This is a genomic window from Chromobacterium phragmitis (genome assembly GCF_003325475.1).
Taxonomy (GTDB): domain Bacteria; phylum Pseudomonadota; class Gammaproteobacteria; order Burkholderiales; family Chromobacteriaceae; genus Chromobacterium; species Chromobacterium phragmitis.
On record NZ_CP029495.1, the window covers coordinates 2,164,824 to 2,190,673 of the forward strand.

Consider the following 25,850-nt stretch of genomic DNA (forward strand, 5'->3'; position numbering starts at 1 on the left):
GATCTCATCGACGCCGGCGGTCGCTCGGCCATACCCAGTCGCCTGGCGGCGTTGTCTGGGCCCCGCTCGGGCTCAACACTTCCGACCATGCCTGGATAGCGCTGGCGTATTTGCACAGCGCGGCGAAGGCGGACACCTTGCCGGCATTGCCGTTGTATACCCCCACTTGCACGCCCTTGGACGACAGCAGCGGGCTGCCGGAATCGCCGCCGCGGCCGACGTTGCCGTTGGCCAGCAGGGACACGCCGTTGGCCAACGGCGAGGGGCCCAGGCGGACGACGTTGGCGACGCTGACCTGCATCAGGCTCTGCCCCAGTTGATAGCCCTGATCGTCCATGCGGCGCTGCGCCTGCATCGCGCCGATGCCGCTGGCGCAGTTTTCCTGGGCCACGACCGGGACGATCTTGGCGCCGTTGCGGCCGGCGATGGGCTGGGACAACTTCAGCAAGGCCAGATCGACAGCCACGCCGTGATGGTCGAACTTGATCCAGTTGGGCTGGGCGTTGTCGCGCCGGGCGCTGGCCTGGTTCTCGAAATTACGGCCGTAATAGGCGGTGACGCCGGCCCAATTGTCCAGGATGCAGTGCGAGGCGGTCAGCACCAGATCCTTTCCCACCAGAGAGCCGCCGCAGATATTGCGGCTGCCATTCTGGTTTTGAAAATCCAGCTTGATGTAATTGGTTTCCTGCGGCGAAAACGGCGCGGCGACGGAGAGCTGGGATAGGGAAAGCAGGCATGAAACGACAAACAGTTTTCTCACGGAGTCATTCCTGGTTGACGAGAAATCAAGATGGCCATGCGGCCATTTTCAAAACAAGCCCTGCAAGGACGGAGAGATATGCCTAGTATTGATATTCTTGATTCTCAATGGTTTTGCCTTGCTGATTTATTATGCCCAGTTGAAATGGCTGCGAAAGGGGTGAGTTGGGTCTGGGATGAATTTTTGGAATGACATTAGATTTTTGTTTTCACGGCTTTTTGAATGGAAAGCCGAGAAAGCGGCTAAATATCAGCCTGTGGCAGCGGCGGGGCGAAGTGAAATAGCCCTCCTGTTAATATTCACCGACCGACGATTTTAAAATCGTACGAATTTGATTTATTTCAAGCGTAGTTATTTTTGAATATTTAAATATGCTTTCATGGCATATGGAAGTTAGTGGATAGGGATTTCCGCCGTGCGGGGCGGGAGCGGCGGCGCGGGCGCGGCTTGTGGGATAATGCCGGCAGCCGCGCCAGTCCGGCGCGGGCCTGATTGCGAGAATGCCAAGATGATCGGACGTCTTTCCGGAAAACTGATCGAAAAATTGCCGCCGCAAGTGGTGGTGGACGTGAACGGCGTGGGTTACGAAGTGGACGTGCCGATGACCACCTTCTACCAGCTGCCGGCGCTGGGCCAGCCCTGCACCTTGTTCACCCACCTGGCGGTGCGCGAGGACGCCCATCTGCTGTACGGCTTCGCCAGCAAGGAGGAGCGGCAGACCTTCCGCCAGCTGATCAAGGTGACCGGCATCGGCGCCAAGATCGCGCTGGCCATCCTGTCCGGCATGACCGCCGACGAACTGGCGATCGCCGTCGCCAGCGAGGACATCAAGCGCTTGTCGGCGGTGCCGGGCATCGGCAAGAAGACCGCCGAGCGGCTGGTGCTGGAGCTGCGCGGCAAGCTCGCCACCGGCGGCAACCTGACGGTGCCGGGCGGGCTGCCGTTCGCCGCCACGCCGGACGAGAAGAGCGACATCGTCAACGCGCTGCTGGCGCTGGGTTACAACGAGAAGGAAGCGGCGGCCGCCACCAAGAGCCTGCCGGCCGATGTCAGCGTCAGCGAGGGCGTGCGCCTGGCCTTGAAGAGCCTGATGAAGGTCTGAGGCCTATACTGTCGGTGCGGCGTCTTGCCTCGCCGCGTCGACATAGGGGGCGGATATGGCGTGGCGATGCGCGGCGGCGGCGCTGGCGACGGGACTGGGCCTGGCGGCCCAGGCGCAGGCCTTTCACTGTCCCGATCACCCCATCCGTCTCGCGTTTTACCCGATAGGCCTGTTCTACGCCGACCGCAACGGCCTGGACTGGGATGTGGCCGAGGAATTGCGCCGCCGCAGCGGCTGCCGCTTCGAATACGCGGTGATGCCGCGGGCCCGCATTTGGCGCGAGCTGGAGGCCGGCAGGCTGGACATCACGCTGTCGGCGATTTCCACGCCGGAGCGCGAGCGCATTTACTGGTTTCTCAATTACATCCAGCTCAAGCAATACGTGTTGTTGTCGCCCAAGCTGCCGGCGGGCATCGATTCGATGGAGAGCTTCATCCTGACCGGCGCGCCCTGGCGTTGGGCGATTGTCCGCAGCTACAGCACCAGCGAGTATTACGATCCGCTGGTGGCCAAGCTGGCGGGCATGGGACGCTTGGTGGAAGTGCCGTCCGAAGATTTCCTGTATCGCCTGCTGGCGCAGAACCGGGTGGCCGGCATATTCTCCACGCCCATGGTCTACCGCGAGAAACTGCGCGAGTTCAATCTGGACGACCGCGTGCGGGTGGCCGACTGGGATCAGGTTTCCAGGCCCAGTCCGCGCGGCATTGTATTCACCAAGCAGACATTTCCGGAACCGGACATCCGTCAGTGGCAGGCGCTGGTGGAGAAGATGAACCGGGACGGCACCATGCGCAAGCTGATCGGTCGCTACATGAATCCGGCGGAGACGGAAACGGCGCTATGGCGTTGAGGCGAGGCAAAAAAACGCCCGCCTCGCGGCGGGCCAAACAGATGCGGGACGGTTGCCGTCGGATGAACGGCGGCACGGGCTCGCGCGGAGCCCGTCGGCGGGTTTAGCCCGCGGGCAGCAGGTTGACCTGGCTGCGCACGCTCTTGACGCCCGGCACGCGGGACACCTCCTCGGCGATGCGGGCGACCGCGTCCTGGCTGGGCGCGGTGCCGCTCAGCACCACGTCGCCGTTGTTGACCTGGGCTTCGATCTTGGCACCCAGCTGGCCGGCGGCCTTGGCCACCACGTCGTTGATCTGGCGGCCGAGCGCGGCGTCGGCGGCGCTGGCGGCCGCGTGCTTTTGCGCGGCGGCCTCTTGGGCCGGGGCGCTGGCGGGCTGCGATTGTTCGGCGAAGCTGGCGCCGGCGTACAGGGCGGGGATCAGGCTGGCGAGGATCAGGGCTTTGCGCATGGTTGGAATCTCCTTGAGGGGGTGAGGCGGTAACGGTTGCCGCCGAGCCGGACGGGGTCCGGCGGAATCGGCGCTCAACCGCGCTTGTCCCCCATAACGCAAACGGCGTGCCAGGTTTGATTTATCGTTACATATCAACATGTTGCCTGTTTTTGGCCCTGGGGGAGGGCCTGAGCGGGCGACGATCTGTCGCCTGTCGGCGACAGCCAGGCAGGTTATTCCTGAAAATGCCTTTCAGATCAATGCGATGCGCTTGTCTCCATTCGGCGACGCCGCGCCGCGTTCAGGCATCCTTGAAGGCGGCGGCGTTCAATTCGTGCTTTTGCAGCAGACGATAGAACTCGGTGCGATTGCGGTCGGCCAGGCGGGCGGCGTCGCTGACATTGCCGCCGGTCAGCCGCAGCAGGCGCTCCAGGTAGCCGCGCTCGAATTCGCGCCTGGCTTCCGCCAGCGTCGGGATGGAGCGGGCTTCGCCGGCCACCGCCTTTTCCACTTGGGCCAGGGTCAGCAGCGGTCCGGCCGCCAGCACGCAGCATTGTTCCACCACATTGGCCAGCTGGCGGATGTTGCCGGGCCAGCGCGCGGAAGCGAGATAGGCCAGCGCGTCCGGGGCGAAGCCGGCTACCGCCTTGCCGTAGCGCGCCGCCACCTGCAGCAGGAAGTGCTGGGCCAGCAGCGGGATGTCTTCGCGCCGCTCCGCCAGCGGCGGCAGCGTCAGCGTCACCACCTTGAGCCGATAGTAAAGGTCCTCGCGGAACTGGCCGTCTGCGATGCGGGCGGGCAGGTCGCGGTGGGTGGCCGACAGCAGGCGGATGTCCACCGGCACCGGCTGGCTGGCGCCCACCGGCCGGATCTCGCGATCCTGCAGCGCGCGCAGCAGCTTCACCTGCAGCGGCAGCGGCATGTCGCCGATCTCGTCCAGGAACAGCGTGCCGCCGTCGGCCTGGCGGATCAGGCCGTCTCGGCGGGCGGCGGCGCCGGTGAACGCGCCTTTTTCGTGGCCGAATAATTCGCTTTCCAGCAGGTTTTCCGGGATCGCGCCGCAGTTGACGGCGATGAAGGGCTTGCCGGCGCGGCGGCTGGCCTGGTGGATGGCGCGGGCCAGCACTTCCTTGCCGCTGCCGCTCTCGCCCTGCAGCAGCACGCTGGCGTCGGTGGCGGCTACCATCCGGGCCTCGCTCAACAGCTGTTCCATCGCCGGTCCGCGGCTGACGATGCCGGCGCGCCAATCCTCTTCGGCCTCGCGGCCGCCGGCGGACAGCGCCAGGCCCTGCGCCACCTTGTCCAGCAGCAGCTGGCCGTCGAACGGTTTTTCCAGGTAGCAGAACACGCCGCGGCTGACCGCCTCCACCGCGTCGGGCACGGTGCCGTGGGCGGTGAACAGGATGACCGGCAGCGTGGGGTAGCGGCGGCGGGCGGTTTCGAACAGTTGCAGGCCATCCATGCCGGGCAGCCGCCAGTCGGTGAGCAGCAGGTCGGCGCGGCGCGCGGCCAGCGCGGTCAGCGCGGCCTCGGCATCGGGCAGCGCTTCCACTTCGTGGCCGGCGGCTTCCAGCCGCAGGCGGACCAGACACAGCAGGTCGGGATCGTCGTCGACCAGGACGACGCGGGCGGGGGCGGTCATCGCTTGCTTCCTCCATTCAGCCCATTGGGCTTGGGCAGGTCCAGCTCCAGCCGGCGCAGCGCGTCAAGCTTGGCGGCCTGATCGTCTATCCGCTTTTGCTGATCGCGCAGCTGCTGTTGCAGCCTGTCGTTCTGTTCCTGCTGCCGCAGCAGGGCCTGAGCTTGCTGCCGCTGCTGGCGGGCCAGCGCGGCGCTGGCTGGCGACAGGCTCTTGTCGGCCAGCAGCTTGTCCAGGTCGCCGGAGAGACGGGCGGGATCGGCGCGGCTGGCGCGCAGCACGCGCAGCAGCCGGTAGCCGTCGCAGGCCTCGTAGCCTTGCCAACGTTGGCGCAACGCGTCTTCCGGCGCATCCAGCGAGATCAGCAGCGCGTCGCCGCCCGGGCAATAGCGTATCGGCGCGGCGGCGGGCCGTCCTGGCGCGGCGCAGGCGGCCAACAGCGGCAGGGCCAGCAGCGGCAGCCAGCGGCGTGGGATCAGGAGGGGATTCATGTTGACTCCGGTTCAGGCCAGTGGAGGCGGAAGCGCGCGCCGGGGCCGTCGGCCAGCAGGCTCAGGTCGCCGCCCATCAGCTGCGCGTAGCCGCGCGCCATGGTCAGGCCGAGGCCGCTGCCGGGGCGTTCGCCGTCGGGCGCGGGGCCGCTCCAGAAAGGTTCGAAAATCTTGTCGCGCAGCGCGCCGGGCACGCCTGGGCCCTGGTCCGCCACTTCCAGCCAGGCCTGGCCGCGGGCGCGGCCGCAGCGTAGCGTCAGCCGCCCGCCAGCGGGGCTGTGGCGGATGGCGTTGAGCAGCAGGTTGTCGACGATGGTTTCCACCTTGGAGGCGTCGCCGCGAACCTGGCTGGCCACGCTGTCCAGTTCGATCGTCAGCCGCTTGGCCTGCCATAGCGGCTGGCAACTGGCCAGCCTCGACTCCAGCAGGCTGGATAATGAGAACGACGACAGGTGCAGCTCGGAGGACAGCCAGGGGCCGGCGTCCTGTTTCAGCAGCGCTTCCACCCGCTGGCGCAGCGTCAGCGCGTTGTTGCCCAAGATGCCGACGATGCGGCTTTGTTGGGCATTGAGCGGGCCGGCCACCTGCTCGCGCAGCAGCGCGGCGGCCTCGTGTATCGACGCCAGCGGCGTTTTCAACTCATGCGACACCTGGCGGAAGAAACGGGTTTTCTGTTGCTCCAGCTCCACCAGGCGCAGGTCCAGCTGCGCCAGCTCCCGGCTCAGGCGCTGCAGGTCGGCGGGGCCGGACTGGCGCCATTCCAGCTGGCGGGCGCCGCCGGCCAGCCGGGCGATGCGGCGCTGCAGGCCGCGCAGCGGCGCGTGGATCAGCAGGGTGAAGAGCAAGGCCAGCAACACGGCGGCGGCCAGCGCCAGCCAGGCCAGGCGGTTGGCTTGCTGCCGCATCCGCTCGATGTCGCCGCGCCAGCTGGCCTGCCGCGTTTCGCCGGCGGCGGCCAGCGCCTGCTGCTGCCGTTCCAGCCGCTGGTTGAGCTCGCGGAACAGCGCGTCGCGCTGCCGGCGCTGGACGGCGGGAAGGGCGGGCAAGCGGGAGGCGAGATCGAGGATGGCGTCGATGTCGGGCAGCGCTTCCGCCGGCGCGTCCAGCCGCAGTGTTTGCTGCGCGCGCAGCAGTTCGCCGCGGGCCTGGCTGGCTGTCTGGGCCAGTTTGCGGTCGCGCAGGATCAGCGCCTGGCGGCTGGCCCGCTCGAACTGCACCGCCTGTTCTTGCGACAGCCTGGCGATCTCCTGCCAGCGCTGGCCTTGCCGCTGGTGGCGCTGGGCGCTGTCGGCGGCCAGGCCCAACGCATGGCGCAGCTGCATCAGCGCGGCGGCGGGAATCAGCGCCACGCCGAGGAAACCGGCCAGCAGCAGGGAGCGGAAGGAAAGGAAACGGAGCATGGCGTTGGGCGTTGAAGAAAACAGGGGCGCGGATGCGCCCCTGTTCTGCAGACAGGCCGGCAGCCGATTGGTTCGCCGCTTAATGGGCGGCCAGCGCCGGACGGCGCGGGGAGGCGCGCAGCAGCGCGGGCGCCAGCTCGTCCAGCTTCGGCGCCAGCAGCGGCATCAGCGCGGCCAGCTTGTCTTCCAGCGCCTCGCGCATGGTGTCGACCAGCACCTGGGTCTCGCGCTCGATCTCCAGATTGAGCCGGCTGCCGGGGGGCTTGGCGGCCAGCGCGGTGGCGCGGCGGGTTTCCGGGATCAGCCACACCTCGATCCAGCCGGCCTGCTTGTCGATGTCGGCGATGGTCAGGCTGACGCCGTTGAGCGCTACATAGCCTTTGGCGAACAGGTAGCGCAGCGCGCCGGAGGGCACCGTCAGCCGCAGGCACAGGTTGTCGCTGTATTCGCGCGTTTGCTCGATCACCGCCTGGTAATCGACGTGGCCGGACAGCGAATGGCCGCCGATTTCGGCGCCGGCGCGCATCGCGCGTTCGGCGTTGACCGCGTCGCCGATCCGGCAGTCGGCCAGCGTGCTGGTGACCAGGGTGGGCAGGATCAGGTCGAACTCGACGCGGTCGCCGCGCGGCGGGGCGGCGGCGGTCAGGCAAGCGCCATCTATCGACACGCTGCCGCCTTGCGCGAGTCCGGCGCAGAAGCCGGCGGGGAAGTCGACGGCGATGCGGCGGCTGGTTTCGCCGTTTTCGATGGCGGCGACGCGGCCGATGGCTTGAGTGATGCCGGTGAACATGTTTCTCCTCCTCAAGCCTGTTCGCGCAGCAGCCATTCGGCCAGCTCGGCGACGGACAATTGCGGCAGGCCGTGGCGCTCGGCGTAATCCTGCACCTGCCGGCCGCGCATCATGGTGCCATCCGGATTCATCAACTCGCACAGCACCCCGGCCGGGCTGAAGCCGGCCAGCCGCGCCAGCTCCACCGAGGCCTCGGTGTGGCCGCGGCGCTCGCGCACGCCGCCGGGGCGGGCGACGATGGGGTAGACGTGGCCGGGCCGCACCAGGTCGCTGGGCTTGGCATCCGGCGAGATGGCGGCGCGCATCGTCGTCACGCGGTCGGCGGCGGACACGCCGGTGGTGACGCCTTCGGCCGCCTCGATGGCGACGGTGAAGGCGGTGCCGTAGCGGCTGCCGTTTTCGGCGGCCATCGGCGGCAGATCCAGCTGGGCGGCGCGTTCCGGCGTAAGGCACAGGCAGACGATGCCGCTGCCGTCGCGGATCATCCGAGCCATTTCCGGCACGGTGAGCATGTCGGCGGCCAGGATCAGGTCGGCTTCGTTTTCGCGGTCGGCGTCGTCGGCGACGATGACCGGCAGGCCGCGGCGCAAGGCGTCGAGCGCGGCGTGGACGCGCAGGGAAAGGATATCGGTATGGGCGTTCATGGAAACGGTCCTCAAATAATGGATTGAGAAACACGTCCCGTGGGCGTGAAGCGGATAGCGTGCGGCTATCCGGCGCGATAAACGCGCGGATACGACACAGTTTTCCAGCCGCGGGCGCGGATGGATGGCTGGCGTCGTCTTCTTTCATCCGGACTATGACCGTCGGCTCTGGCGTTTCACCAGATCTGCTGACCCTTCGCCGTGCGGCGAAGGCGCTCGCGGGCTCGGCGCTCGCGCGCCATACCGCCGGTGGGGAATCGCACCCCGCCCCGAAGACGTTGGCCGCACAGCGCGGCCAGCGGCGAGTATAGCGCGGTGTTAGAATGTCGGCAGCAAGATTCATCCCGAGAGTTCCCCGATGATAGAAACCGACAAGCTGTTCGGCGCCGCGCCGGAGCGCCGCATCGTCACCCCGCAACGCGCGTCCGACCAGGAAGAGGCGCTGGAGCGCGCGCTGCGGCCCAAGCTCTTGGACGAGTACGTGGGCCAGAAGAAGGCGCGCGAGCAGCTGGAGATCTTCATCGAGGCGGCGAAGAAGCGCGGCGAGGCGCTGGACCACGTGCTCTTGTTCGGCCCGCCGGGCCTGGGCAAGACCACACTGGCCCACATCGTCGCGCGCGAGATGGGCGTCAACCTGCGCCAGACGTCCGGCCCGGTGCTGGAGCGCGCCGGCGACCTGGCGGCGCTGCTGACCAATCTGGAGCCGCACGACGTATTGTTCATCGACGAAATCCACCGCCTGTCGCCCGTCGTCGAGGAAATCCTCTACCCGGCGCTGGAGGATTACCAGATCGACATCATGATAGGCGAGGGGCCGGCGGCGCGGTCGGTGAAGATCGACCTGCCGCCGTTCACTCTGGTGGGCGCGACGACGCGCGCCGGCATGCTGACCAATCCGCTGCGCGACCGCTTCGGCATCGTCGCCCGGCTCGAGTTCTACACCGCCGAGGAACTGACCCGCATCGTCAGCCGCTCCGCGGGCCTCTTGAACGTGCAGCTTTCCGACAACGGCGCCTTCGAAGTGGCCAAGCGCTCGCGCGGCACGCCGCGCATCGCCAACCGGCTGCTGCGCCGGGTGCGCGACTACGCCGAGGTGAAGTCCGACGGCGTGGTGACGGCCGAGGTGGCCGACGCCGCGCTGGCCATGCTGGACGTGGACCCGGCGGGCCTGGACGTGATGGACCGCAAGCTGCTGCAAGCCATTCTGGAGAAGTTTTCCGGCGGGCCGGTGGGCCTGGACAACGTCGCCGCGGCGATAGGCGAATCCACCGACACCATAGAAGATGTGATCGAGCCCTACCTGATCCAGCAGGGCTATCTGCAGCGCACGCCGCGCGGCCGGATGGCCACCGCCCAGGCCTGCCTGCATTTCGGCCTGCCGGTGAAGGACGCCTGAATTTGCGCCGCCGCAATGGAGGATTCCGGTGAGCGGCATGCAATGCGCGTACAATGAAGTGGTTGACGGCTTCGCAAGCGAGAAATCATGTTTTACGTGTTGTTCACCAGCATTCTGATCGTGGTGGGGGCCACCGCGGTGTCCGCCGCCCGTTTCTTCGATCCCGCGGTAGGCAAGATCCTGGGCCGCACCCTGGGCCAGGAGCTGGCCGACGCCTGGCGCAAGTACGTGTTCTTCGCCATCGTGGTCAGCGGCATTTCCGGCGGTGTGCGCCAATGGTCGCTGCAGCAATATCTGCCTCCCGCGCCGGGCAAGGGCACCACCCAGCTGCCGCTGAGCGGCGAACGCTGGCTGCTGGAGTTGTTCCAGGCCTTCATCAGCACGCTGCAGTCCATCGCCTGGGTGGTGCTGTTGTTCTTCCTGTGCGCGATGCTGGCCTACGCCATCATGCGCGCGGTGGAGTATCGCCGCGAAGAGGCCGGCCACCCGCGCGATGTCGAGTGAGGGCTGCCTCGAACAACGGCTGACCGGGCTGGTCCTGGCTTCGCCTTGGCTGATGCGCGGCTTGCGCGCGGCGCGCGGGCTGGGCCTCTCCGACTGGTGCATAGGCGCCGGCGCGGTGCGCAGCCTGGTGTGGGACGCGCTGCATGGCTTCGCGTCCGAGCCGTCTGCCTTGTCCGATATCGACCTGGCGTATTTCGACGCTGAAAACCTGTCGCCCGATCATGAGGCCGCGCTGTGGCGTCGGCTGGCGTCCGCCGATCCCGACCTGCCCTGGGAGGTGACCAACCAGGCGGCGGTGCATGGGTGGTTTGCCGATCACTTCGGCTATCCGGTCGAGCCCTTGCCGTCGCTGGAGGCGGCGGTGGCGAGCTGGCCGGAATACGCGACCGCGGTCGGCGTCGCGCTGAATGCCGATGACAGCCTGCGCATCATCGCGCCCTTCGGGCTGGACGATCTGTTCGGCATGGCGGTGCGGCATAATCCGGCCAGGGCCAGCCGGGAAACGTATCGGCAGCGGGTGGCGCAAAAGCGCTATGCAGAGCGTTGGCCGCGGGTGACGGTCGTTCTGGAATGAAAAACGCCGGCGCGAAGCCGGCGTTTCGCATGGGACAGGCGCTCAGCGGCCGACCTTCACTTGCGACCACAGACGGTTCAATTCGCGGCGGGATTTGATGTCCAGATCCTTCAGCGCCACGTACTTGCCCTTGGACGGGTCCAGCATGATCACCGGGTTGGCCTTGATCTGCGGCTTGAAGAAGGCTTCCGCGGCCTTCACCGGGTTGGTCGCGCCGATCAGGTTGGAGATTTCCGACGCGTTCTTGCCATCCAGCATGAAGTTGATGAACTTGTGCGCCAGGTCCGGACGCGGCGCGTCCTTGAGGATGGTCATATTGTCGATGGCCAGCACATTGCCTTCCTGCTGCGGACGATAGGCCAGCTCGAACGGCCGCTTGGCGTTCTTGGCGTCCTGCTGGGCCTGGAACAGATCGTTGGAGTAGCCCAGCGCCACCCAGATGTTGCCGACGGTCAGTTCCTTGATGTAGCTCTGATTGTTGAATGCCGCCCAGTAAGGCTTGGCCTTGCGTATCACCTCCGCGGCGGCCTTCCAGTCGGCCGGATTCGCCGAGTTGGCATCCTTGCCCAGATACATCAGCGCGGCGGCCATCAGTTCGCGCTGGCTGTCCAGCACGGTGACCTTGCCCTTGATCCTGGCCAGCACGGCGGGATCGAACACCAGGCTCCAACTGCCGGCCTTGGCCTCGACGCCGGCTTTCTTCAATTGGGTGGCGTTGTAGCCCAGCAGCGTCAGCGACACCACGGTGGGCGCCGCGTAGCGATTGCCCGGGTCGAAGGGCTGATTGAGCGCCAGGTAGCCGTTGTTCAGGTTTTTCCAGTTGGACAGTTTGCTCTTGTCCAACGGCTGCAGCTTGCCCTGTTTCAGCAGGGTGTTCACCGCGAAGGCGGTGGGAAACACCATGTCGTAGCCCTTGGCTCCGGCGGCCAGCTTGGCCAGCATCTCTTCGTTGTCGCCGTAGTAGTCCTGCACCAGCCTGCACTTGCACGATTGCTCGAAGCGCTTGGCGGTGTCCGGCGACAGCGCGTTGTTCCAGTTGTAGATGTGCAGCACGTCTTCGGCTGCGGCCGAACCGCAGGCCACCGCCAACAAGGCGGCCAGGGCAATCTTGTTCATATACGGAAAATCCTTGTCGATTATTTGGGTATGGCAAAAACTAACCCCTGCCAGGCAGGGGTCGGGTAAAACCTGTTGCTGCGCGGGCGCGGCGTCAGAGCGCCACCATATTGTCGCGGTGGATCAATTCCGGCTCGACGATGTAGCCGAGCGCGGATTCGATCTCGCGCGTGCTCTTGCGCATGATCTGGCGCGCCTCGTCCGAACTGTAGTTGACCAGGCCGCGCGCCACCTCGTTGCCGGCGGCGTCGACGCAGGCCACCGCCTCGCCGCGCAGGAAATCGCCCTCCACCGCGCTGACGCCCACCGGCAGCAGGCTGGTGCCGCGCTCGCGTATCGCCAGCGCCGCGCCGTCGTCCAGCAGCAGTCGGCCGGCCAGCTTCAAGTGGTCGGCCAGCCATTGCTTGCGCGCGGCCATGCGGTTGGTGGCGGCGACCAGCTGGGTGCCGATGGCTTCGCCGTCGGCCAGGCGCGACAGCACGTGGGACTCGCGGCCGGAGGCGATCACGGTGGCGGCGCCGCTGCGGGCGGCGCGTTTGGCGGCCAGGATCTTGGTGATCATGCCGCCGGTGCCGACGCTGGAGCCGGCGCCGCCGGCCATCTCTTCCAGCCGCTCGTCGCCGGCCTCGGCCTCGTGGATGAACTCGGCGTCCGGATGCTTGCGCGGATCAGCGCTGTAGAGGCCTTTCTGGTCGGTCAGGATCACCAGCGCGTCGGCTTCGATCAGGTTGGTGACCAGCGCGCCCAACGTGTCGTTGTCGCCGAAGCGGATTTCGCTGGTGACCACGGTGTCGTTCTCGTTGATGATGGGCACCACGTTGAGGTTGAGCAGGCTCACCAGCGTGGAGCGGGCGTTCAGGTAGCGGGTGCGGTCGGCCAGGTCTTCATGGGTCAGCAGAATCTGCGCGGTGCGCAGGCCGAAGGAGCGGAAGGCGCTCTCGTACGCCTGGCACAGACCCATCTGGCCGACGGCGGCGGCGGCCTGCAATTCATGCACGCCTTTGGGGCGCACCGTCCAACCCAGACGCTGGCAGCCTTCGGCGATGGCGCCGCTGGAAACCAGCACCACTTGCTTGCCGCGGCGTTTGAGTTCGGCGACTTCTTCCGCCCAGCGCGCCAGCGCGTTCAGGTCCAGTCCCCTGCCATCGTTGGTTACCAGGCTGGAGCCTACTTTGACCACGATACGGTCGGAAGCGTGAATCACCGAGTGCATCAACAGACCTCTCCATGAAAGCCAATCATTATAGAGAGGGGAGTGTACCCGAAAAAGTCCGGGACTTGCTTCAGGTCAAAATTGATCGCTGGCGCGGTATTCCATCAGCTGGAAATGCGGGGATTGCTGATGCAGCTTGGAAACACGGACCATTTGCTCGCCGCAGCCGTCGCGCAGCCTAAACTCGCGCAACTGGCTGAAGGGACGGCCCGGCAGCAACAGCAGCGCCGGCCTGTCCTGATCGGCGTTCAGGCACAGGCCGCGCTGAAAGCTGTCGCCGCTGTGGGTGATGCTGGGCATGGCCAGCACCGGACGCGGCGCCGGTCCCAGGATTTCCACGCCGCATTCCACTTCCTGGCCGCTGGGCTGCATCAGCACCCAGCGCACCGCGCACAGCTGGCTGTCGGCGGGATTGTCCGGCGGCGCCAGCAGCAGCGTTTCCCCAGCGCGCAGCGGTTGTTCGCGCGGCAAGCCGCGCAGCAGGTAGCCGGAGGCGCTCTGGTTGACGACGCTCATCAGAATGGGGGAGGGCGGCGGCCGCAGCCGGGCGCTGTCTTCGTCGTCATCCGCGCCGGCGGGGCGCCAGCTGTCGCCGTTGACGCGGTGCCAGATGCCGGCGATGCCGGCGATCACTTCCGCCATCTGCTGGGCGTCTTCGCGGCCATGCTTGCGGCGGCGCGGGTGCTGCCATTCCTCCAGCAGGCCGCCGAGCAGTTGGACTTCATTGTTCAGCACAGCCGATGCCGCGCCGTTGGCGGTTTTTCTCAGTTGCTCCAGGCTGCGGCGCATCGAGCCCAGCGCCGGCGCGAGTTCGAGCAGGTAGCGGGAGGAGGGCTCGGCGGAGGGTTTGAGCGGCAGGAAGCGCGGCGGAGCGTCGGTTTGCAAGTCCAGCACATAGCCCTGGCGGGGCTCGGCCAGTTGCGCGGCCGGCAGCAGCTCTACCTGGCGGGCGAGATCGTAGGCCAGTTGCCGGGTCAGTTGCTGATCTGCCGGAGACAGGCGGTTGGTGGCGGTCAGCCCAAGAAGCAGGATCTGGCGGTAGATGACGGCCAGCGCGTCGTCTCCGGCTTGCGCCTTGTCCAGCCAGCCGTTCTGCTCCGCCAGCGCGTACAGCTGGTGGCAGTCCAGCCAGAATCCGCCGGACAGCGGGCAATAGTTCTGCTGGCTGATGTTCAGATACTGGCGCGCCGCCATCATCGTGTAGAGCAATAACTCTACCTTGGGCTGTTCCCGCTCCAGCAAGGCGTGGCGCGCCAGCTTGTCGTTCAGCGTCTGCTTGAAGGCAAGGAACAGGTTGGCGAACAGTTTGACGCTGATGACGGCCAGCAGCCTGGTTTTGGGAGTGGCCAGCGCGTCGCCGTGAAGGCTCTCGTTCTCCAGCAACGGGTAGTAACGATCCAAGGCCTTCAGGTAGAGCTTGAGCAGCTTGTAGCGCTGCATCGGGTCCAGCGGCGTGCGGCCCAGGTGGTAGAGGCCCTGGCCCAGCAGCTTGCCGCACTCGGCCAGGTCGGTGTAGGGGAGGCGATCGAGCCAGGCGGCGACGCTGGCAGGCTGGGTGTCGACGAGTTGCGGGTCCATATCCTTCTTCGTCAAGACGGGCGGCGGCATCCCGTAAGTTTGGCCGGACGCGCCGCGGATGTCGGAGCCGGACCCGCGCGGATCAGGGAAGCGCGGTCGGGTCGGCGGCGGCGCTCTCGCCTGCCTGCACCTCATCCAGCGCGGCGAAGGCGGCATTGGCCAGCCAGTCCATTTCTTCGTGATTCAGCGTGTACGGGGGCATGAAGTAGACCGTCTTCCCTATCGGCCGCAACAGGCACCCGCGTTTCAGCATGGCCGAAAAATAAGCCAATGCAAAGTCCGAACGCGTTGTATCCACGTCGAAGGCCCAGATCATGCCCCGGTGGCGGAAATGGCGGACATCGGCGCGCGCCGCGATGGGCGCCAGGCGCGCGTTGAACGCCTCGGCCTTGGCGCGGTTGGCCGCCAGCGCGTCTTCGTCTTCGAAGATGTCCAGCACCGCCAGCGCCGCCGCGCAGGCGAGCGCGTTGCCGGTATAGCTGTGCGAGTGCAGGAAGCCGCGCGCCACGTCGTCGTGGTAGAAGGCCTGGTAGATTTCATCCCGGGCCAGCACGCAGGACAATGGCAGGAATCCGCCGGTGATGCCCTTGGACAGGCACAGGAAGTCCGGGACGATGCCGGCTTGCTGATAGGCGAAGAAGCTGCCGGTTCGGCCGAAGCCGACCGCGATCTCGTCGGCGATCAGGTGGACCTGGTAGCGGTCGCACAGCCGGCGCAGCTCGGTCAGGTAAATGGGGTCGTGCATCGCCATGCCGGCCGCGCCCTGCACCAGCGGCTCCACGATCACGGCGGCGATTTCGCCGCCATGCTTGGCCAGCAGGTTTTCCAGCGAGCGCGCGGCGCGCAGCGCGACGTCGGCGGCAGTCTCGCCCGGCGCGGCCTGTCTGGCGTCCGGCGATGGGGCGCGCAGGCCGGGCTTGAGCAAGTCGGCGTAGGTGGACGAGAACAGCGGCACGTCGGTCACCGCCAGCGCGCCCACGGTTTCGCCGTGGTAGCTGTTCTCCAGGCTGACGAAGCGGATCTTGCCGGGCTGGCCGCTGTTCTTCCAGTAGTGGAAGCTCATTTTCAGCGCGATCTCGGTCGCGCTGGCGCCGTCTGATCCATAGAAGGCATGGCCAAGGCCGGACAGCGCGGCGAGGCGCTCGGACAACTCCACCACCGGACGATGGGTGAAGCCGGCCAGCATCACGTGCTCCAGTTGGTCCAACTGGTCCCGAATCGCCTGCTTGATGCGAGGATGGCCGTGGCCGAACAGATTGACCCACCAGGAGCTGACGCCGTCCAGATAGCGCTTGCCGTCGAAGTCGGTCAGCCAGACGCCGTTCGCGCTGGCGATGGGCACGATGGGCAGGCGTTCGTGGCGCTTCATCTGGGTGCAGGGATGCCATACGGCGTTGAAACTGCGCTCCAGCCAGGCTTGGTTGCTCATGCGGCGGCTCCGGTGTGGGGTGGGAGTGCGATGCTAGCACAGTCCGAACGGGCAGTCGGGGGTGACGAAAAACGGCAGTTTCTGACCTATGTTGACAAGGCCGTGCCCGCGCGGCGGCTGGGAATGCGCGCCGCGCGCGGGTGGCATGCTTCGTGCTGGACGGCTATGCACAATATGACGGGACAAACCCGCATTTTCTTTGAAGATGAGACGGAGGGCGCGGCAACGCGATGCTTTCCGCTTTGGCTAGGCTTGGCTAACTGGGAGTTCAACATGAAGAAACAACGCATGCAGCAAGGCTTCACCCTGATCGAGCTGATGATCGTGGTGGCCATCGTCGGCATTCTGGCCGCGATCGCGATTCCTGCGTATCAGGATTACACCAAGCGGGCGCGGGTGTCGGAGGGGCTGTCGCTGGCCTCCGCCGCGCAAACGGCGATTGCGGAATACTATTCGTCGCAAGGAGCGTTTTATTCCAGCGGTAGCGCGCCTTTCAATACCGGTTATGGTTTGGCGGCGGCTACCAGCATCACCGGCTCGTCTGTTTCCCAGGTTGCCGTTCAGGCGAATGGCGTCATTCAGGTAACCTTCAATAACACGGTTTCCAATGGCTCGATTATCGAACTGGTGCCGGTGGTGGGCACCGGGTCTGTCACCTGGGTCTGCACCTATACCGGCAGTTCGGCTGCCGCTTCGAATGCGATAGCCATCAATAGCGCCAATCAGCTTTCTAGCGGCTGGGTGCCGTCCACTTGCCGCATTTGATCTGAGTGGACTTCATTTCAAGAGGCGCGGGTGCGCCTCTTTTGGTTTGCTCTCATGAATAATAAAACGGCGATTCTGTTTTTTGCGGGGCTTTTTGTCATCCCGTTTCTCAATGCGGCGCGCCTCAGCCCATTGCAGGATTGGTGGACGAACGCGTTGGTTTTACTGACCGTTGGAGGCGCGGCTGTCTGGGTCTTCAGGAAAAGGGCATCGGAGCTGGAGATTCCGTGGATTAATGCATTCTTGCTGGTTTTTCTCTTGTACGTCATCTTTTCTGGCGTGATCCATGGCAGCTACACGGTGACGCTGCAGATGGCCGGCGTCATGTTGACGCTGCTGCTGTTGTGCCAGTCGGCGCAAGGCTTGAAAGGGCGGCATGGCGTATTGGCTTTGTTGGCCTGGTCGTTGCTGCTTGGCGGGGGCGCGCAAGCGGCGTTCGGCCTCTTGCAAGTGACAGGGCTGGCTTATCATTTCGACGGGTGGGTGGTATTCCAGTCCAAAGGTCCATCCAGCTCGGTGATCGGCAATATCGGCCAGCGCAATCAGTATGCCAACTATTTGACCTTGAGCATGCTGGCTGCCTGCTATCTGTGGGGGGAGAGGCGCCTCCGGGGAGGCGCCGCTTTTGCGGCATTGACCGTGTTCAGCCTGCTGATCGCATGGTCCGGCGCCCGGCTGCCCTTGGCCTATGGTCTGGGGCTGGCTTGCCTGGCCTGGTATTGGCATCGACGGGCCCGGCAAAATGAGGCCGTAAGCCGCATGGCCGCCGCGATGGCGTTGTCGGTGACGATGCTGGCATTTTGCCAGGTATTCGCGCACCCATTGGTGGGGTGGCTGCAGGCCGTAGGCCTGGACGCCAATATCCAAAGCGGCGCAGACCGAATCCTGGATGCCGGTTTGGGGGCCAGGCGCCGCGTCGAGTGGGCCAAGGCCTGGCTCATGTTGAAAGACCATCCGCTTCTGGGTTGCGGCTTGGGAGGCTATGCATACCAGTCCGCATGGCTGGAAGCATTTGGCGGGTTCCCGAAGATTGCGGAAAACACCTTGTTTACGCATAGCCATAATCTGATTTTCCAGCTGCTGGCCGAGACCGGCGTCGTCGGCAGCCTCATCATCCTGTCTGGCTTGGTTTTTTGCCTGCTGCCATATTTTTATCGCGGCGCGCAAAACTCGGGCAATCTGTTCCTGATAGGCGCGGCTTTTGTCATCCTTTGCCATAGCCAGTTCGAGTTTCCACTATGGTATCTGCCTTTTCTCGCCTTGCTGGCCTTGGTTTGCGCGCTGTCTCCCAGGAGGGGCTTTTCCGCCAGGCTGGATACGGCCTTGCTGCAATGGAGCGGGGTGGCGGCTGGCGCCTGCCTGATGCTGTATGTCTTGTCGGGCGCATGGGTGTTCTGGACGCTGACGCAATATAACCATCCTACGGCGGATGTGAAAACCAATCAGGAGCGCGTGGCGCGCTTGCAGAACATCGCGCTTTTGCCATGGTGGCAGGATGCGGCGAATCTGGTGCTCATTAACTATGTGGAGCCCTCCAGATCGTATTCCGATGCCAAGCTCCCCTATTTTGAGCAACTGGCCAGATTTCAACCGTATTCCGCCGTGCTATTCAAGCTTGCCATGCAGCAGGCGCTCGCCGGGGAGCAAGAAAAAGCCAGGGTCTCCATGGCCATGGCGATTGCCAACTACCCTGGCGAGGTGCTGCGCTTCGTCTATTTTCTGCGAGCGGCGAATGATCCGGCGCTGGAAGGGCTGATTCGGATGACGCAAGCGGCGGCCAGGGCGTATGCGTTGCATGGCGTAGATACCGAGGAGGGGCGCGTGGCGGCGGTGATGGTGGTTTCCGCGCCGGTGACGCGAGGCCCGCTATTCTGAATGATTGTAACGCTTGGACACACTTGGCCGGTTTTTTGCGGTTGCCGCATACGGTATCCTGTCGGTCTCGTTGTCTTAGACATCCCGTCCACATGAATTTTCAGAAGATTTCCGAGCGCTTGGCGTTGTTGGCTTTGTGCCTGATCGCCATTGTGCCCTTCGCCTCGCGCGTCCATTTCGTTCCCCTGCCTCAGTGGTTCGGCGAGATCAATGTGATCTGGCTGCTGCTGGCCGCCTGCGTATTTTTGTTGCCCGGCCTGAGGCTATTGGATGGCATGCCGCGGGCGGGATGGTGGTGCCTGCTGTTGGCCGGCGCCTGGGCGGCGCAACCGCAGTTCGTTCAGCTGCTGTTTCCCGGGATGAGCTATGTCACCGCGCTGGCCTGGCTGTCCTCAGCCCTGCTGGCCTCGGTCGTGGTTTCGCTGCGCGGCGCCTTCGGCGACCGCGAGTTCGCAGTGTGGCTGGCGCGAGCGATCATCGTCGGCGGGCTGGTGCAGTCGCTGATCGGCACCGCTCAGCTGACCGGCCTGGCGCCGATGCTGGGCCTGTTCTACGATGGCTCCCACCCCACCAGCAACATCTTCGGCCATATCGGCCAGCGCAACCAATACGCTCATTATCTGATGTGGTCGGTAGTGTCCGGCGTTTACCTGTTCGCGGTGAGCCGACTGGGCAAGGGTTGGCTGATCGCGCTGGTGTTGTGGATGGCGCTGATGCTGGGTTGGGCGGGTTCGCGCACGATTCTGCTCTACCTGGTGGCGCTGTCCGCGCTGGCCGGCCTGTGGCACTGGCGCAGCCGCGACGAGGCTTCCCGCCGGATGATGCTGGCGATGTGGTCCGCCTCGGGCGCCATCCTGGCCGCGCAGTTCGCGCTGCCGCTGTTCAACCACCTGATTTCGCTGTTGACCCACGCCGACGTCGAGAACGCGTCCGGCGTGGCGCGGCTGGCCGCCAACGGCGACGACATGGGCGCGCGCCGTTTCGCCGAAATGCACAAGGCCTGGCTGACCTTCCAGGCGCATCCGCTGTGGGGCGTGGGCTGGTCGCAGTACGCGGCGGAGAGCGTGCGCCTGCAGCCGCTGCCGCAATTCGCCGCCGCGGGCTACAACAGCGGGTTGTTCACCAACGCCCATAATCTGCTGATGCAGTTGCTGGCCGAGATGGGCGGCGTGGTCACCGCGCTGGTGGTCATCGGCTTCGCCTGGGCGGTGCTGCCCTTCTTCCGCCGCCAAGCCGAGCCGGAGGGCGTGCTGGCCCTGGGTTGCCTGGCGGTGACGCTGACCCACAGCATGCTGGAGTATCCGTTGTGGTACTACTATTTTCTGGCGATGCTGGTGGTGTTCATGGCGATGGCTCCGCGTGACGGACGCCTGCTGGCCTGGCCGTTGCGTCTGCCGCTGCTGGCGGCGCTGTGCTGGGTGGGCTGGCTGTCGATCAGCACCTCGTCGATGTTCTGGGAGCTGGTCAATCTATACACGCCGACCGGCAACGCGCAAAAGGACGCCAAGCGCGCCGAGCGGCTGATCGAGATCGTGGAGACCAAGCCCTTGTTCGCCTATCACGCGCTGTATACGGTGGATGATTACCTGCCGGTGAACCGGGACAATCTGAAGCAGAAGCTGGCGCTGGAAAACCGCCTGACCGAATTCCGCCCCTATCCGGACGTGATGCTCAAGCGTGCGCAGCTGGAAATCCTGGCCGGAGAGCGCGCCAAGGCAGAGGCGACGCTGCGCACCACGCTGGCGTCCTTTCCCACCTATGCCGGGCAGTTCCTGGAGACGCTGGGCGAACAGGATCCTGCCTGGGAGCCGTTGCGCGCGATCTGCCGCGAAGCCTACGACAAGCTGCCGGCCAAGTTCCAGACCTTGCCGGAGTGACAGGCGCCTCTCCGCCTTGCGGCGGGCAACAAAAAAGCCAGCTCGACGAGCTGGCTTTTTCTTTGGCGGGCTACGGCGCTTATTGATCCAGCACCACGCCTTCGCTGAGCGCGGCTTTCATCTTGCCCAGCGCCTTGGCTTCGATCTGGCGGATGCGTTCGGCGGAGACGCCGAACTCGGCGGCCAACTCGTGCAGCGTGGCGCCGCTGTCGTCGGCCAGCCAGCGCGCTTCCACGATGCGGCGGCTGCGCGCGTCCAGCGTGGACAGCGCGTATTCCAGGCCTTCCGACTGCAGATGGTCGAAGGCGCGGCGTTCCAGCGCGCGGGTCGGCTCGCTGTGGCTGTCGGCCAGCCAATCGATCGGCGCGTAGCTGTCCTCATCGTCGTTGTCGGCCAGCAGCGACACATCCTGGCCGGTCATGCGAATCTCCATCTCGCGGACTTCCTCGGGCTTGACGCCCAGGTCTTCGGCGATGCTTTTGGCTTCCTGCTCGGACAGTGCGGAGAAGCCGCTCTTCATGCTGCGCAGGTTGAAGAACAGCTTGCGCTGTGGCTTGGTGGTGGCGATGCGCACCAAACGCCAGTTGCGCAGGATGAATTCGTGGATCTCGGCCTTGATCCAGTGGATGGCGAACGAGAACAGGCGCACGCCGCGGCCCGGCTCGAAGCGCTTCACGGCCTTCATCAGGCCGATATTGCCCTCCTGGATCAGATCGGCCTGCTGCAGGCCGTAGCCGGCGTAGCCGCGCGAGACGGACACCACCACGCGCAGGTGCGACAGCACCATCTGCCGCGCCGCTTCCAGGTCGTTTTCCTGCTGGAAACGGGTCGCGAGCTCGGTTTCCTGTTCCGGCGTCAGCATGGGAATGCTGTTCACGGCCTGGATGTACTGCTCCAGGCTGCCGCTGGTCGACGGGACCGGAAGGGCAAATGTTGTGTTCATTGCGATGGCTACCTCCTTGGGTAGTGCTATGTTAGCACTCGTGTATGGAGAGTGCTAGCAAGGAAAGGTTCCCGAGTCAATGATATTTAACAATCGACTTGATAGTCGAAACCTTTCGCTTGTCATGATTTACTTGGGCTCGACCTTGCGCAGATGATGGTCGGCCGCCAATCGAGCGCCCAGCATCGCCAGCGCGGCGGAGACGCTGATCAGTGCCGCGAGCTCCGGCAGATTCAGCGAGCGCAACTCCACCCGCTCGCCGTACAGCAGGGCGAATTCGCGGATGGCCGGGTTGGCCATCGCCGCCAGCCAGCTGGAGAGTCCCCAGGCCAAGAGCGCGGCCAGCACGCCCTGCCACAGGGCGTGGTACATGAATGGACGACGGATGAAGCTGTCGGTGGCGCCGATCAGCTTGGATACCTCGATCTCGTCCTGGCGCGCCAGGATCTGCATCCGGATCGCGTTATGGGTGACCAGCACCAGCGCCAGGCCCAGCGCGGCGGCCAGGAACCAGGTCAGCTTGGCGCCCATTTCCACCATGCCGTACAGGCGTTTGGCCCAGCTGGCGTCGAATTGCGCCAGTTCCACCATCGGCAAGCCGGACAGTTCCTTCTGCAGCATGTCGAGCTCGCGCGGTTCCAGTGTTTTCGGCGTCACTACGAAGGCATCCGGCAGAGGATTGCCTTCCAGGCCGTCTGACAGGCCGGCAAGCCCGTTGCGTTTTTCCAGGTCTTGCAGCGCCTGGGTCTTGCCGACGAAGGTGAAGCCCTTCACCTTGGGGTGATGGGACAGCGTGCTGTCGACGGCGGCGATGTCGGCCTGCTCGGCGGCCTGCTCCATGAATAGCGTGATCTGCGGCGTGGCGGTGAGGCGGCCCACCCAGTCCTGCACGCTGCTGACGGCGAGGTAAAGGGACAAGGGCAGCGCCAGCGCCAAGGCCAGCATCAGCAGGGTCAGAAGGCTGCCGAAGGGTTGGCGCAGAATCTTGGCCAGCGCCTGCTTGGCGCTTTGCCAGTTCAGGTAGAGAAAGTGTTTCATGCGGCGAACTGTCCTTCCCTCAGGCGGATGATGCGGCGGCCGTAGTCTTCCATCAGGGTTTCGTCATGGGCGGAGATCAGCACGGTGACGCCCACTTGGTGGAAGGACTTGAACAGCTCCATGATGTCCAGCGCGTAGGCGCGGTCCAGGTTGGCGGACGGCTCGTCGGCCAGCAGGATGCTGGGACGGTGCACCACGGCGCGGGCGATGCACAGCCGCTGTTGCTCGCCGCCGGACAGGCGGATCGGCATCATTTTTTCCTTGCTGAGCAGCCCCACCTTGTCCAGCGCGGCGCGCACGCGTTTGGCGGCGTCGCGGCGGTCGAAGCCTATGATGTCCAGCGGCAGCATCACGTTGTCGAACACGCTGCGGTCGAACAATATCTTGTGGTCCTGGAATACCATGCCCAGGTGTTGGCGCACATAGGGCACCTGGCTTGAGCGCAGCTTGGAGAGGTTCTGGCCGTTGACCAGCACGCCGCCGCTGGTAGCGCGTTCGATGCCGGCGATCAGCTTCAGCAGGGTGGACTTGCCGGCGCCGGAGTGGCCGGCCAGAAACACCATCTCGCCGGTTTCTATCGTGAACGACAGGTTCTTCAGGGCTTCGTTGCCGCCGGGATAGCGCTTGGTGACCTGGTCGAACTGTATCATGTGGTTTCCCGCTTGTTGGCTGAGAAAGGCGGCCCGTGGGCCGCAGGCTGTGTTTTTATTCGAACAGGGCGTCGATGTAGTCGCGGCTGTCGAAGGGGCGCAGGTCGTCTATGCTCTCGCCTACGCCGACAAAGCGCAGCGGAATCGGCCGCTGCTTGGCGATGGCGGCGATGACGCCGCCCTTGGCGGTGCCGTCCAGTTTGGTCAGGATCAAGCCGGTGAGACCCAGCGCGTCGTCGAAGGCCTTGACCTGGTTGACGGTGTTCTGGCCGATATTGGCGTCTAGCACCAGCACCACCTCGTGCGGCGCATCGGGCAACGCCTTCTGGATCACGCGCTTCACCTTTTTGATTTCCTCCATCAAGTGCAGCTGCGTCGGCAGGCGGCCGGCGGTGTCGGCCAGCACGATGTCGATGCCGCGGGCGACGGCGGCCTGGATCGCGTCATAGCACACGGCGGCGGAGTCGCCGCCTTGCTGCGCGATCACGGTGACGTTGTTGCGCTCGCCCCAGGCGATCAACTGCTCGCGCGCGGCGGCGCGGAAGGTGTCGCCGGCCGCCAGCAGCACGCTCTTGCCCTGGCTTTGGTAGTACTTGGCCAGCTTGCCGATGGAGGTGGTCTTGCCGGCGCCGTTGACGCCGGTCATCATGATTACGAATGGCTTCTTGCCTTCCACGTTCAGCGGCACTTCCAGCGGGCCGATCAGGTCCTGCAGCGAATCCTTCAGCGCGCCCTTCAGTTCCGACGCGTCTTTCAGTCCCTTCAGCGACACCCGCTCTCGCACATCGCCCAGCAGATGGACGGTGGCATCCATGCCCATGTCCGCGGTCAGCAGCACCGTTTCCAGTTCTTCATACAGGTCTTCGTCTATCTTGCCGCCGCCGAATACGCCGGCCAACGACTTGCCGAGCTTGTCGCGGGTTTTGGCCAGACCCGCCTTCAGCCGTTCGGTCCAGCTCATTTTCTTCAGCGGGGCGGGCTCGGCCGGCGCGGTAGGAGCCGGCAGAGGCTGGGCGGGCACAGGGGGGGCGATGGGCGCGGGTTCGGCATCATGGGCGGGGATCGCCGCGAGTACGGCTGCCTGCGGCGCCGGCGCGACGGGGGGTGTCGGTTCCAGCGCGTCAGCCACCGGCGTTTCGATCAGCGGCGTTTCCGCCGGTTTGGGTTTTTTCTTGAAGAAGCTAAACATGCGTCAATGAGCCAGAAAAGCGGTAAATGGCTAAATTGTATCCTCAAACGCCGCCGAGCACAGGATTGGCTGGCGCGAAGGCGAGGGTGAACTGAAAACATATATAAGGAATGGGCGGAAATTTTCGCCGCCCGCGCGACAGATTCCGCGTCCGCCGCGCGGGAATGAGGCGCTAAAGTCCTGATCAGGTTAAACTCTCGCGCTTGTCCCAAGAGTTTAAGCTTTCATGAGTCAGACACGTAACAAGGTCAGAATCATCGGCGGCGATTTCCGCCGTCGTCTATTGCCCTTTCCGGAGGCCGAAGGCCTGCGTCCGACGCCGGACCGGGTGCGCGAAACGCTGTTCAACTGGCTGGGCCAGGATTTGTACGGCAAAAACTGCCTGGACCTGTTCGCGGGTAGCGGCGCGCTCGGCTTCGAGGCGGCATCCCGTTCGGCGCGCCGGGTGGTGATGGTGGAGAAGTCGCGCAAGGCTTACGAGTCGCTGCAGGATAATCGCCGCCAACTGCAAGCCGACGCGATCGACGTGGTCGCGGGCGATGCGCTGTTGTACCTGAAGAACAGCCGCGAAACCTTTGATGTCATCTTCCTGGACCCGCCGTACGATTCCGACTTGCTGGAGCAGGCGCTGCCGCTGGCGCTGGCGCGTCTATCGGAAGAGGGCGTGCTGTATATGGAGGCCAGGCAGTGGCCGGAGGCCTTGCCCGACGGCGCGGAGACGTTGCGGCGCGGCAAGGCTGGCACCGTCCAGTATGGCTTGCTGGGGCGGAGCGCCGGCTAGCCGGCACGCCGCGCGGAGTTGGCGCCTATATGGATATAACCAGCGCGAACTTGCGACCCCGGGCGGCGGGTGACAGAATTCATGTTGTGGAATACCTGAGGAAATTACTATGTCTTTGATGATTACCGACGAATGCATCAACTGCGACGTCTGTGAGCCGGAGTGCCCGAACAACGCGATCTCCCAGGGCGAGGAGATCTATCAGATCGATCCCAATCTGTGCACCCAGTGCGTGGGCCACTACGATGAGCCGCAGTGCCAGCAGGTCTGTCCGGTGGACTGCATCCCGCTGGATCCGTCCCATGAGGAGACTCAGGAGGCGCTTCATCAGAAATATTTGAAGATTTCCGGTCAGGCCTGAGTTGGCTAAGTGCTTGATGCAAAATGAAATGCCCCGTCTTCGTCGGGGCATTTTTTATTTTCGGGCGAAAAAACGCGGATTTTTTTGCGAAAGGTGTTGACGACCAGGCAGGCCATCTATAATATTCGGGTCTCTTTCAGGAGGGATTCCCGAGCGGTCAAAGGGATCAGACTGTAAATCTGACGGCTCTGCCTTCGAAGGTTCGAATCCTTCTCCCTCCACCAGAATTAGATGAAGCGCTTGGCAGTGAAGTTAAGCTGTCTTGTTGTAAAGCCAGGCGGGTGTAGCTCAATGGTAGAGCAGAAGCCTTCCAAGCTTACGACGAGGGTTCGATTCCCTTCACCCGCTCCAAGCGTTTGATATAGCCTGTTTTAAGGGCCCATGTAGCTCAGGGGTAGAGCACTCCCTTGGTAAGGGAGAGGTCGGCAGTTCAATTCTGCCCATGGGCACCA

Annotated in this window: 25 protein-coding genes, 3 tRNA genes and 1 riboswitch; of the genes, 13 read left to right on the forward strand and 15 right to left on the reverse strand. The window is 64.8% G+C overall.

The window, feature by feature from the left end; genetic code table 11:
- Window positions 1-4 precede the first annotated feature (4 nt).
- Window positions 5-760, reverse strand: a complete 756-nt coding sequence (locus DK842_RS10225; RefSeq protein WP_114061381.1) for a trypsin-like serine protease — start codon at window positions 758-760, stop codon at window positions 5-7.
- A gap of 508 nt (window positions 761-1,268) precedes the next feature.
- Here DK842_RS10225 and ruvA point away from each other — a divergent pair.
- Both ruvA and DK842_RS10235 read left to right on the forward strand, forming a co-directional pair.
- A complete protein-coding gene (gene ruvA / locus DK842_RS10230) occupies window positions 1,269-1,862 on the forward strand; it encodes a Holliday junction branch migration protein RuvA (RefSeq protein ID WP_114061382.1) in 594 nt (197 codons plus the stop codon).
- 55 nt (window positions 1,863-1,917) lie between these two features.
- The gene (locus DK842_RS10235; protein WP_114061383.1) at window positions 1,918-2,712 is read left to right on the forward strand and encodes a substrate-binding periplasmic protein; all 795 of its coding nucleotides are present in this window, start codon (window positions 1,918-1,920) and stop codon (window positions 2,710-2,712) included.
- Window positions 2,713-2,815: 103 nt separating this feature from the next.
- On the opposite strand, the gene DK842_RS10240 is transcribed toward DK842_RS10235, so the two are convergent.
- The 6 genes from DK842_RS10240 to ribB form a co-directional block, all read right to left on the reverse strand.
- A complete protein-coding gene (locus DK842_RS10240; RefSeq protein ID WP_168194864.1) occupies window positions 2,816-3,163 on the reverse strand; it encodes a BON domain-containing protein in 348 nt (115 codons plus the stop codon).
- Between the two features lie 283 nt (window positions 3,164-3,446).
- A complete protein-coding gene (locus tag DK842_RS10245) occupies window positions 3,447-4,787 on the reverse strand; it encodes a sigma 54-interacting transcriptional regulator (protein ID WP_114061385.1) in 1,341 nt (446 codons plus the stop codon).
- Window positions 4,784-5,275 (reverse strand): hypothetical protein, encoded by a 492-nt coding sequence (locus DK842_RS10250; RefSeq protein ID WP_114061386.1) that lies wholly within the window; start codon window positions 5,273-5,275, stop codon window positions 4,784-4,786. The genes DK842_RS10245 and DK842_RS10250 overlap by 4 nt, the downstream gene beginning before the upstream one ends.
- Window positions 5,272-6,675, reverse strand: a complete 1,404-nt coding sequence (locus tag DK842_RS10255) for a sensor histidine kinase (RefSeq protein ID WP_114061387.1) — start codon at window positions 6,673-6,675, stop codon at window positions 5,272-5,274. The genes DK842_RS10250 and DK842_RS10255 overlap by 4 nt, the downstream gene beginning before the upstream one ends.
- Window positions 6,676-6,754: 79 nt before the next feature.
- Complete coding sequence (locus DK842_RS10260) at window positions 6,755-7,465, reverse strand: riboflavin synthase subunit alpha (RefSeq protein WP_114061388.1); 711 nt, start codon at window positions 7,463-7,465, stop codon at window positions 6,755-6,757.
- Window positions 7,466-7,476: 11 nt separating this feature from the next.
- Window positions 7,477-8,109: a 3,4-dihydroxy-2-butanone-4-phosphate synthase gene (gene ribB / locus DK842_RS10265; protein ID WP_114061389.1), complete on the reverse strand. Its 633-nt coding sequence runs from the start codon at window positions 8,107-8,109 to the stop codon at window positions 7,477-7,479.
- 132 nt (window positions 8,110-8,241) lie between these two features.
- Window positions 8,242-8,390, reverse strand: a riboswitch (FMN riboswitch).
- A gap of 77 nt (window positions 8,391-8,467) precedes the next feature.
- Here ribB and ruvB point away from each other — a divergent pair.
- From ruvB to DK842_RS10280, 3 genes are all read left to right on the forward strand, one after another.
- Complete coding sequence (ruvB, locus tag DK842_RS10270) at window positions 8,468-9,505, forward strand: Holliday junction branch migration DNA helicase RuvB (protein ID WP_114061390.1); 1,038 nt, start codon at window positions 8,468-8,470, stop codon at window positions 9,503-9,505.
- Between the two features lie 87 nt (window positions 9,506-9,592).
- Window positions 9,593-10,009 carry a hypothetical protein gene (locus DK842_RS10275; protein WP_114061391.1) on the forward strand — a complete coding sequence of 139 codons (417 nt, stop codon included), beginning with the start codon at window positions 9,593-9,595 and terminating at the stop codon, window positions 10,007-10,009.
- Window positions 9,999-10,583: a nucleotidyltransferase family protein gene (locus DK842_RS10280; RefSeq protein WP_198414668.1), complete on the forward strand. Its 585-nt coding sequence runs from the start codon at window positions 9,999-10,001 to the stop codon at window positions 10,581-10,583. The genes DK842_RS10275 and DK842_RS10280 overlap by 11 nt, the downstream gene beginning before the upstream one ends.
- A 42-nt stretch (window positions 10,584-10,625) precedes the next feature.
- Here DK842_RS10280 and DK842_RS10285 read toward each other — a convergent pair whose 3' ends face one another.
- The 4 genes from DK842_RS10285 to DK842_RS10300 all read right to left on the reverse strand — a co-directional run bounded on the left by DK842_RS10285 (window position 10,626) and on the right by DK842_RS10300 (window position 15,919).
- Window positions 10,626-11,699, reverse strand: coding sequence for an ABC transporter substrate-binding protein (locus DK842_RS10285; protein WP_114061392.1), 1,074 nt, complete (start codon window positions 11,697-11,699; stop codon window positions 10,626-10,628).
- Between the two features lie 94 nt (window positions 11,700-11,793).
- Complete coding sequence (gene proB, locus DK842_RS10290; protein WP_114061393.1) at window positions 11,794-12,912, reverse strand: glutamate 5-kinase; 1,119 nt, start codon at window positions 12,910-12,912, stop codon at window positions 11,794-11,796.
- 75 nt (window positions 12,913-12,987) lie between these two features.
- On the reverse strand, window positions 12,988-14,490 hold the full coding sequence (locus DK842_RS10295; RefSeq protein WP_145964013.1) for a hypothetical protein: 1,503 nt from the start codon (window positions 14,488-14,490) through the stop codon (window positions 12,988-12,990).
- Window positions 14,491-14,572: 82 nt separating this feature from the next.
- Complete coding sequence (locus DK842_RS10300) at window positions 14,573-15,919, reverse strand: adenosylmethionine--8-amino-7-oxononanoate transaminase (protein WP_114061395.1); 1,347 nt, start codon at window positions 15,917-15,919, stop codon at window positions 14,573-14,575.
- Window positions 15,920-15,949: 30 nt separating this feature from the next.
- On the opposite strand from DK842_RS10300, the gene DK842_RS24100 reads away from it, so the two are divergent.
- From DK842_RS24100 to DK842_RS10315, 3 genes are all read left to right on the forward strand, one after another.
- Window positions 15,950-16,684, forward strand: coding sequence for a pilin (locus DK842_RS24100; RefSeq protein ID WP_269779794.1), 735 nt, complete (start codon window positions 15,950-15,952; stop codon window positions 16,682-16,684).
- Between the two features lie 54 nt (window positions 16,685-16,738).
- On the forward strand, window positions 16,739-18,559 hold the full coding sequence (locus DK842_RS10310) for a PglL family O-oligosaccharyltransferase (protein ID WP_114061397.1): 1,821 nt from the start codon (window positions 16,739-16,741) through the stop codon (window positions 18,557-18,559).
- A gap of 92 nt (window positions 18,560-18,651) precedes the next feature.
- Window positions 18,652-20,436 carry a PglL family O-oligosaccharyltransferase gene (locus DK842_RS10315; protein WP_114061398.1) on the forward strand — a complete coding sequence of 595 codons (1,785 nt, stop codon included), beginning with the start codon at window positions 18,652-18,654 and terminating at the stop codon, window positions 20,434-20,436.
- 79 nt (window positions 20,437-20,515) lie between these two features.
- Here the strand turns inward: DK842_RS10315 and rpoH are convergent, their stop codons facing one another.
- The 4 genes from rpoH to ftsY all read right to left on the reverse strand — a co-directional run bounded on the left by rpoH (window position 20,516) and on the right by ftsY (window position 24,256).
- A complete protein-coding gene (rpoH, locus tag DK842_RS10320; RefSeq protein ID WP_114061399.1) occupies window positions 20,516-21,379 on the reverse strand; it encodes an RNA polymerase sigma factor RpoH in 864 nt (287 codons plus the stop codon).
- A gap of 129 nt (window positions 21,380-21,508) precedes the next feature.
- Window positions 21,509-22,417 (reverse strand): permease-like cell division protein FtsX, encoded by a 909-nt coding sequence (ftsX, locus tag DK842_RS10325; RefSeq protein WP_114061400.1) that lies wholly within the window; start codon window positions 22,415-22,417, stop codon window positions 21,509-21,511.
- On the reverse strand, window positions 22,414-23,067 hold the full coding sequence (gene ftsE, locus DK842_RS10330; RefSeq protein ID WP_114061401.1) for a cell division ATP-binding protein FtsE: 654 nt from the start codon (window positions 23,065-23,067) through the stop codon (window positions 22,414-22,416). Before ftsE ends, ftsX begins: the two co-directional genes overlap by 4 nt.
- 55 nt (window positions 23,068-23,122) lie before the next feature.
- Entirely contained in the window at window positions 23,123-24,256 is a 1,134-nt protein-coding gene (gene ftsY, locus DK842_RS10335) for a signal recognition particle-docking protein FtsY (RefSeq protein WP_114061402.1), read from the reverse strand.
- 226 nt (window positions 24,257-24,482) lie between these two features.
- On the opposite strand from ftsY, the gene rsmD reads away from it, so the two are divergent.
- The 5 genes from rsmD (at window position 24,483) to DK842_RS10360 (ending at window position 25,850) form a co-directional block, all read left to right on the forward strand.
- Complete coding sequence (gene rsmD, locus DK842_RS10340; RefSeq protein WP_114061403.1) at window positions 24,483-25,037, forward strand: 16S rRNA (guanine(966)-N(2))-methyltransferase RsmD; 555 nt, start codon at window positions 24,483-24,485, stop codon at window positions 25,035-25,037.
- Window positions 25,038-25,146: 109 nt separating this feature from the next.
- Complete coding sequence (locus DK842_RS10345; protein ID WP_114061404.1) at window positions 25,147-25,398, forward strand: YfhL family 4Fe-4S dicluster ferredoxin; 252 nt, start codon at window positions 25,147-25,149, stop codon at window positions 25,396-25,398.
- Window positions 25,399-25,537: 139 nt separating this feature from the next.
- Window positions 25,538-25,622 (forward strand) — tRNA-Tyr (locus tag DK842_RS10350).
- A gap of 53 nt (window positions 25,623-25,675) precedes the next feature.
- A tRNA-Gly gene (locus DK842_RS10355) sits at window positions 25,676-25,749 on the forward strand.
- A gap of 26 nt (window positions 25,750-25,775) precedes the next feature.
- Window positions 25,776-25,850, forward strand: a tRNA-Thr gene (locus tag DK842_RS10360).

Excerpts from the sequence above, each read along its gene's own strand:
- ruvA (WP_114061382.1), top strand. The coding sequence starts at position 1,269 with ATGATCGGACGTCTTTCCGGAAAACTGATCGAAAAATTGCCGCCGCAA.
- DK842_RS10235 (WP_114061383.1), top strand. The coding sequence starts at position 1,918 with ATGGCGTGGCGATGCGCGGCGGCGGCGCTGGCGACGGGACTGGGCCTG.
- DK842_RS10240 (WP_168194864.1), bottom strand. The coding sequence starts at position 3,163 with ATGCGCAAAGCCCTGATCCTCGCCAGCCTGATCCCCGCCCTGTACGCC.
- DK842_RS10245 (WP_114061385.1), bottom strand. The coding sequence starts at position 4,787 with ATGACCGCCCCCGCCCGCGTCGTCCTGGTCGACGACGATCCCGACCTG.
- DK842_RS10250 (WP_114061386.1), bottom strand. The coding sequence starts at position 5,275 with ATGAATCCCCTCCTGATCCCACGCCGCTGGCTGCCGCTGCTGGCCCTG.
- DK842_RS10255 (WP_114061387.1), bottom strand. The coding sequence starts at position 6,675 with ATGCTCCGTTTCCTTTCCTTCCGCTCCCTGCTGCTGGCCGGTTTCCTC.
- DK842_RS10260 (WP_114061388.1), bottom strand. The coding sequence starts at position 7,465 with ATGTTCACCGGCATCACTCAAGCCATCGGCCGCGTCGCCGCCATCGAA.
- ribB (WP_114061389.1), bottom strand. The coding sequence starts at position 8,109 with ATGAACGCCCATACCGATATCCTTTCCCTGCGCGTCCACGCCGCGCTC.
- ruvB (WP_114061390.1), top strand. The coding sequence starts at position 8,468 with ATGATAGAAACCGACAAGCTGTTCGGCGCCGCGCCGGAGCGCCGCATC.
- DK842_RS10275 (WP_114061391.1), top strand. The coding sequence starts at position 9,593 with ATGTTTTACGTGTTGTTCACCAGCATTCTGATCGTGGTGGGGGCCACC.
- DK842_RS10280 (WP_198414668.1), top strand. The coding sequence starts at position 9,999 with ATGTCGAGTGAGGGCTGCCTCGAACAACGGCTGACCGGGCTGGTCCTG.
- DK842_RS10285 (WP_114061392.1), bottom strand. The coding sequence starts at position 11,699 with ATGAACAAGATTGCCCTGGCCGCCTTGTTGGCGGTGGCCTGCGGTTCG.
- proB (WP_114061393.1), bottom strand. The coding sequence starts at position 12,912 with ATGCACTCGGTGATTCACGCTTCCGACCGTATCGTGGTCAAAGTAGGC.
- DK842_RS10295 (WP_145964013.1), bottom strand. The coding sequence starts at position 14,490 with ATGGACCCGCAACTCGTCGACACCCAGCCTGCCAGCGTCGCCGCCTGG.
- DK842_RS10300 (WP_114061395.1), bottom strand. The coding sequence starts at position 15,919 with ATGAGCAACCAAGCCTGGCTGGAGCGCAGTTTCAACGCCGTATGGCAT.
- DK842_RS24100 (WP_269779794.1), top strand. The coding sequence starts at position 15,950 with ATGCTAGCACAGTCCGAACGGGCAGTCGGGGGTGACGAAAAACGGCAG.
- DK842_RS10310 (WP_114061397.1), top strand. The coding sequence starts at position 16,739 with ATGAATAATAAAACGGCGATTCTGTTTTTTGCGGGGCTTTTTGTCATC.
- DK842_RS10315 (WP_114061398.1), top strand. The coding sequence starts at position 18,652 with ATGAATTTTCAGAAGATTTCCGAGCGCTTGGCGTTGTTGGCTTTGTGC.
- rpoH (WP_114061399.1), bottom strand. The coding sequence starts at position 21,379 with ATGAACACAACATTTGCCCTTCCGGTCCCGTCGACCAGCGGCAGCCTG.
- ftsX (WP_114061400.1), bottom strand. The coding sequence starts at position 22,417 with ATGAAACACTTTCTCTACCTGAACTGGCAAAGCGCCAAGCAGGCGCTG.
- ftsE (WP_114061401.1), bottom strand. The coding sequence starts at position 23,067 with ATGATACAGTTCGACCAGGTCACCAAGCGCTATCCCGGCGGCAACGAA.
- ftsY (WP_114061402.1), bottom strand. The coding sequence starts at position 24,256 with ATGTTTAGCTTCTTCAAGAAAAAACCCAAACCGGCGGAAACGCCGCTG.
- rsmD (WP_114061403.1), top strand. The coding sequence starts at position 24,483 with ATGAGTCAGACACGTAACAAGGTCAGAATCATCGGCGGCGATTTCCGC.
- DK842_RS10345 (WP_114061404.1), top strand. The coding sequence starts at position 25,147 with ATGTCTTTGATGATTACCGACGAATGCATCAACTGCGACGTCTGTGAG.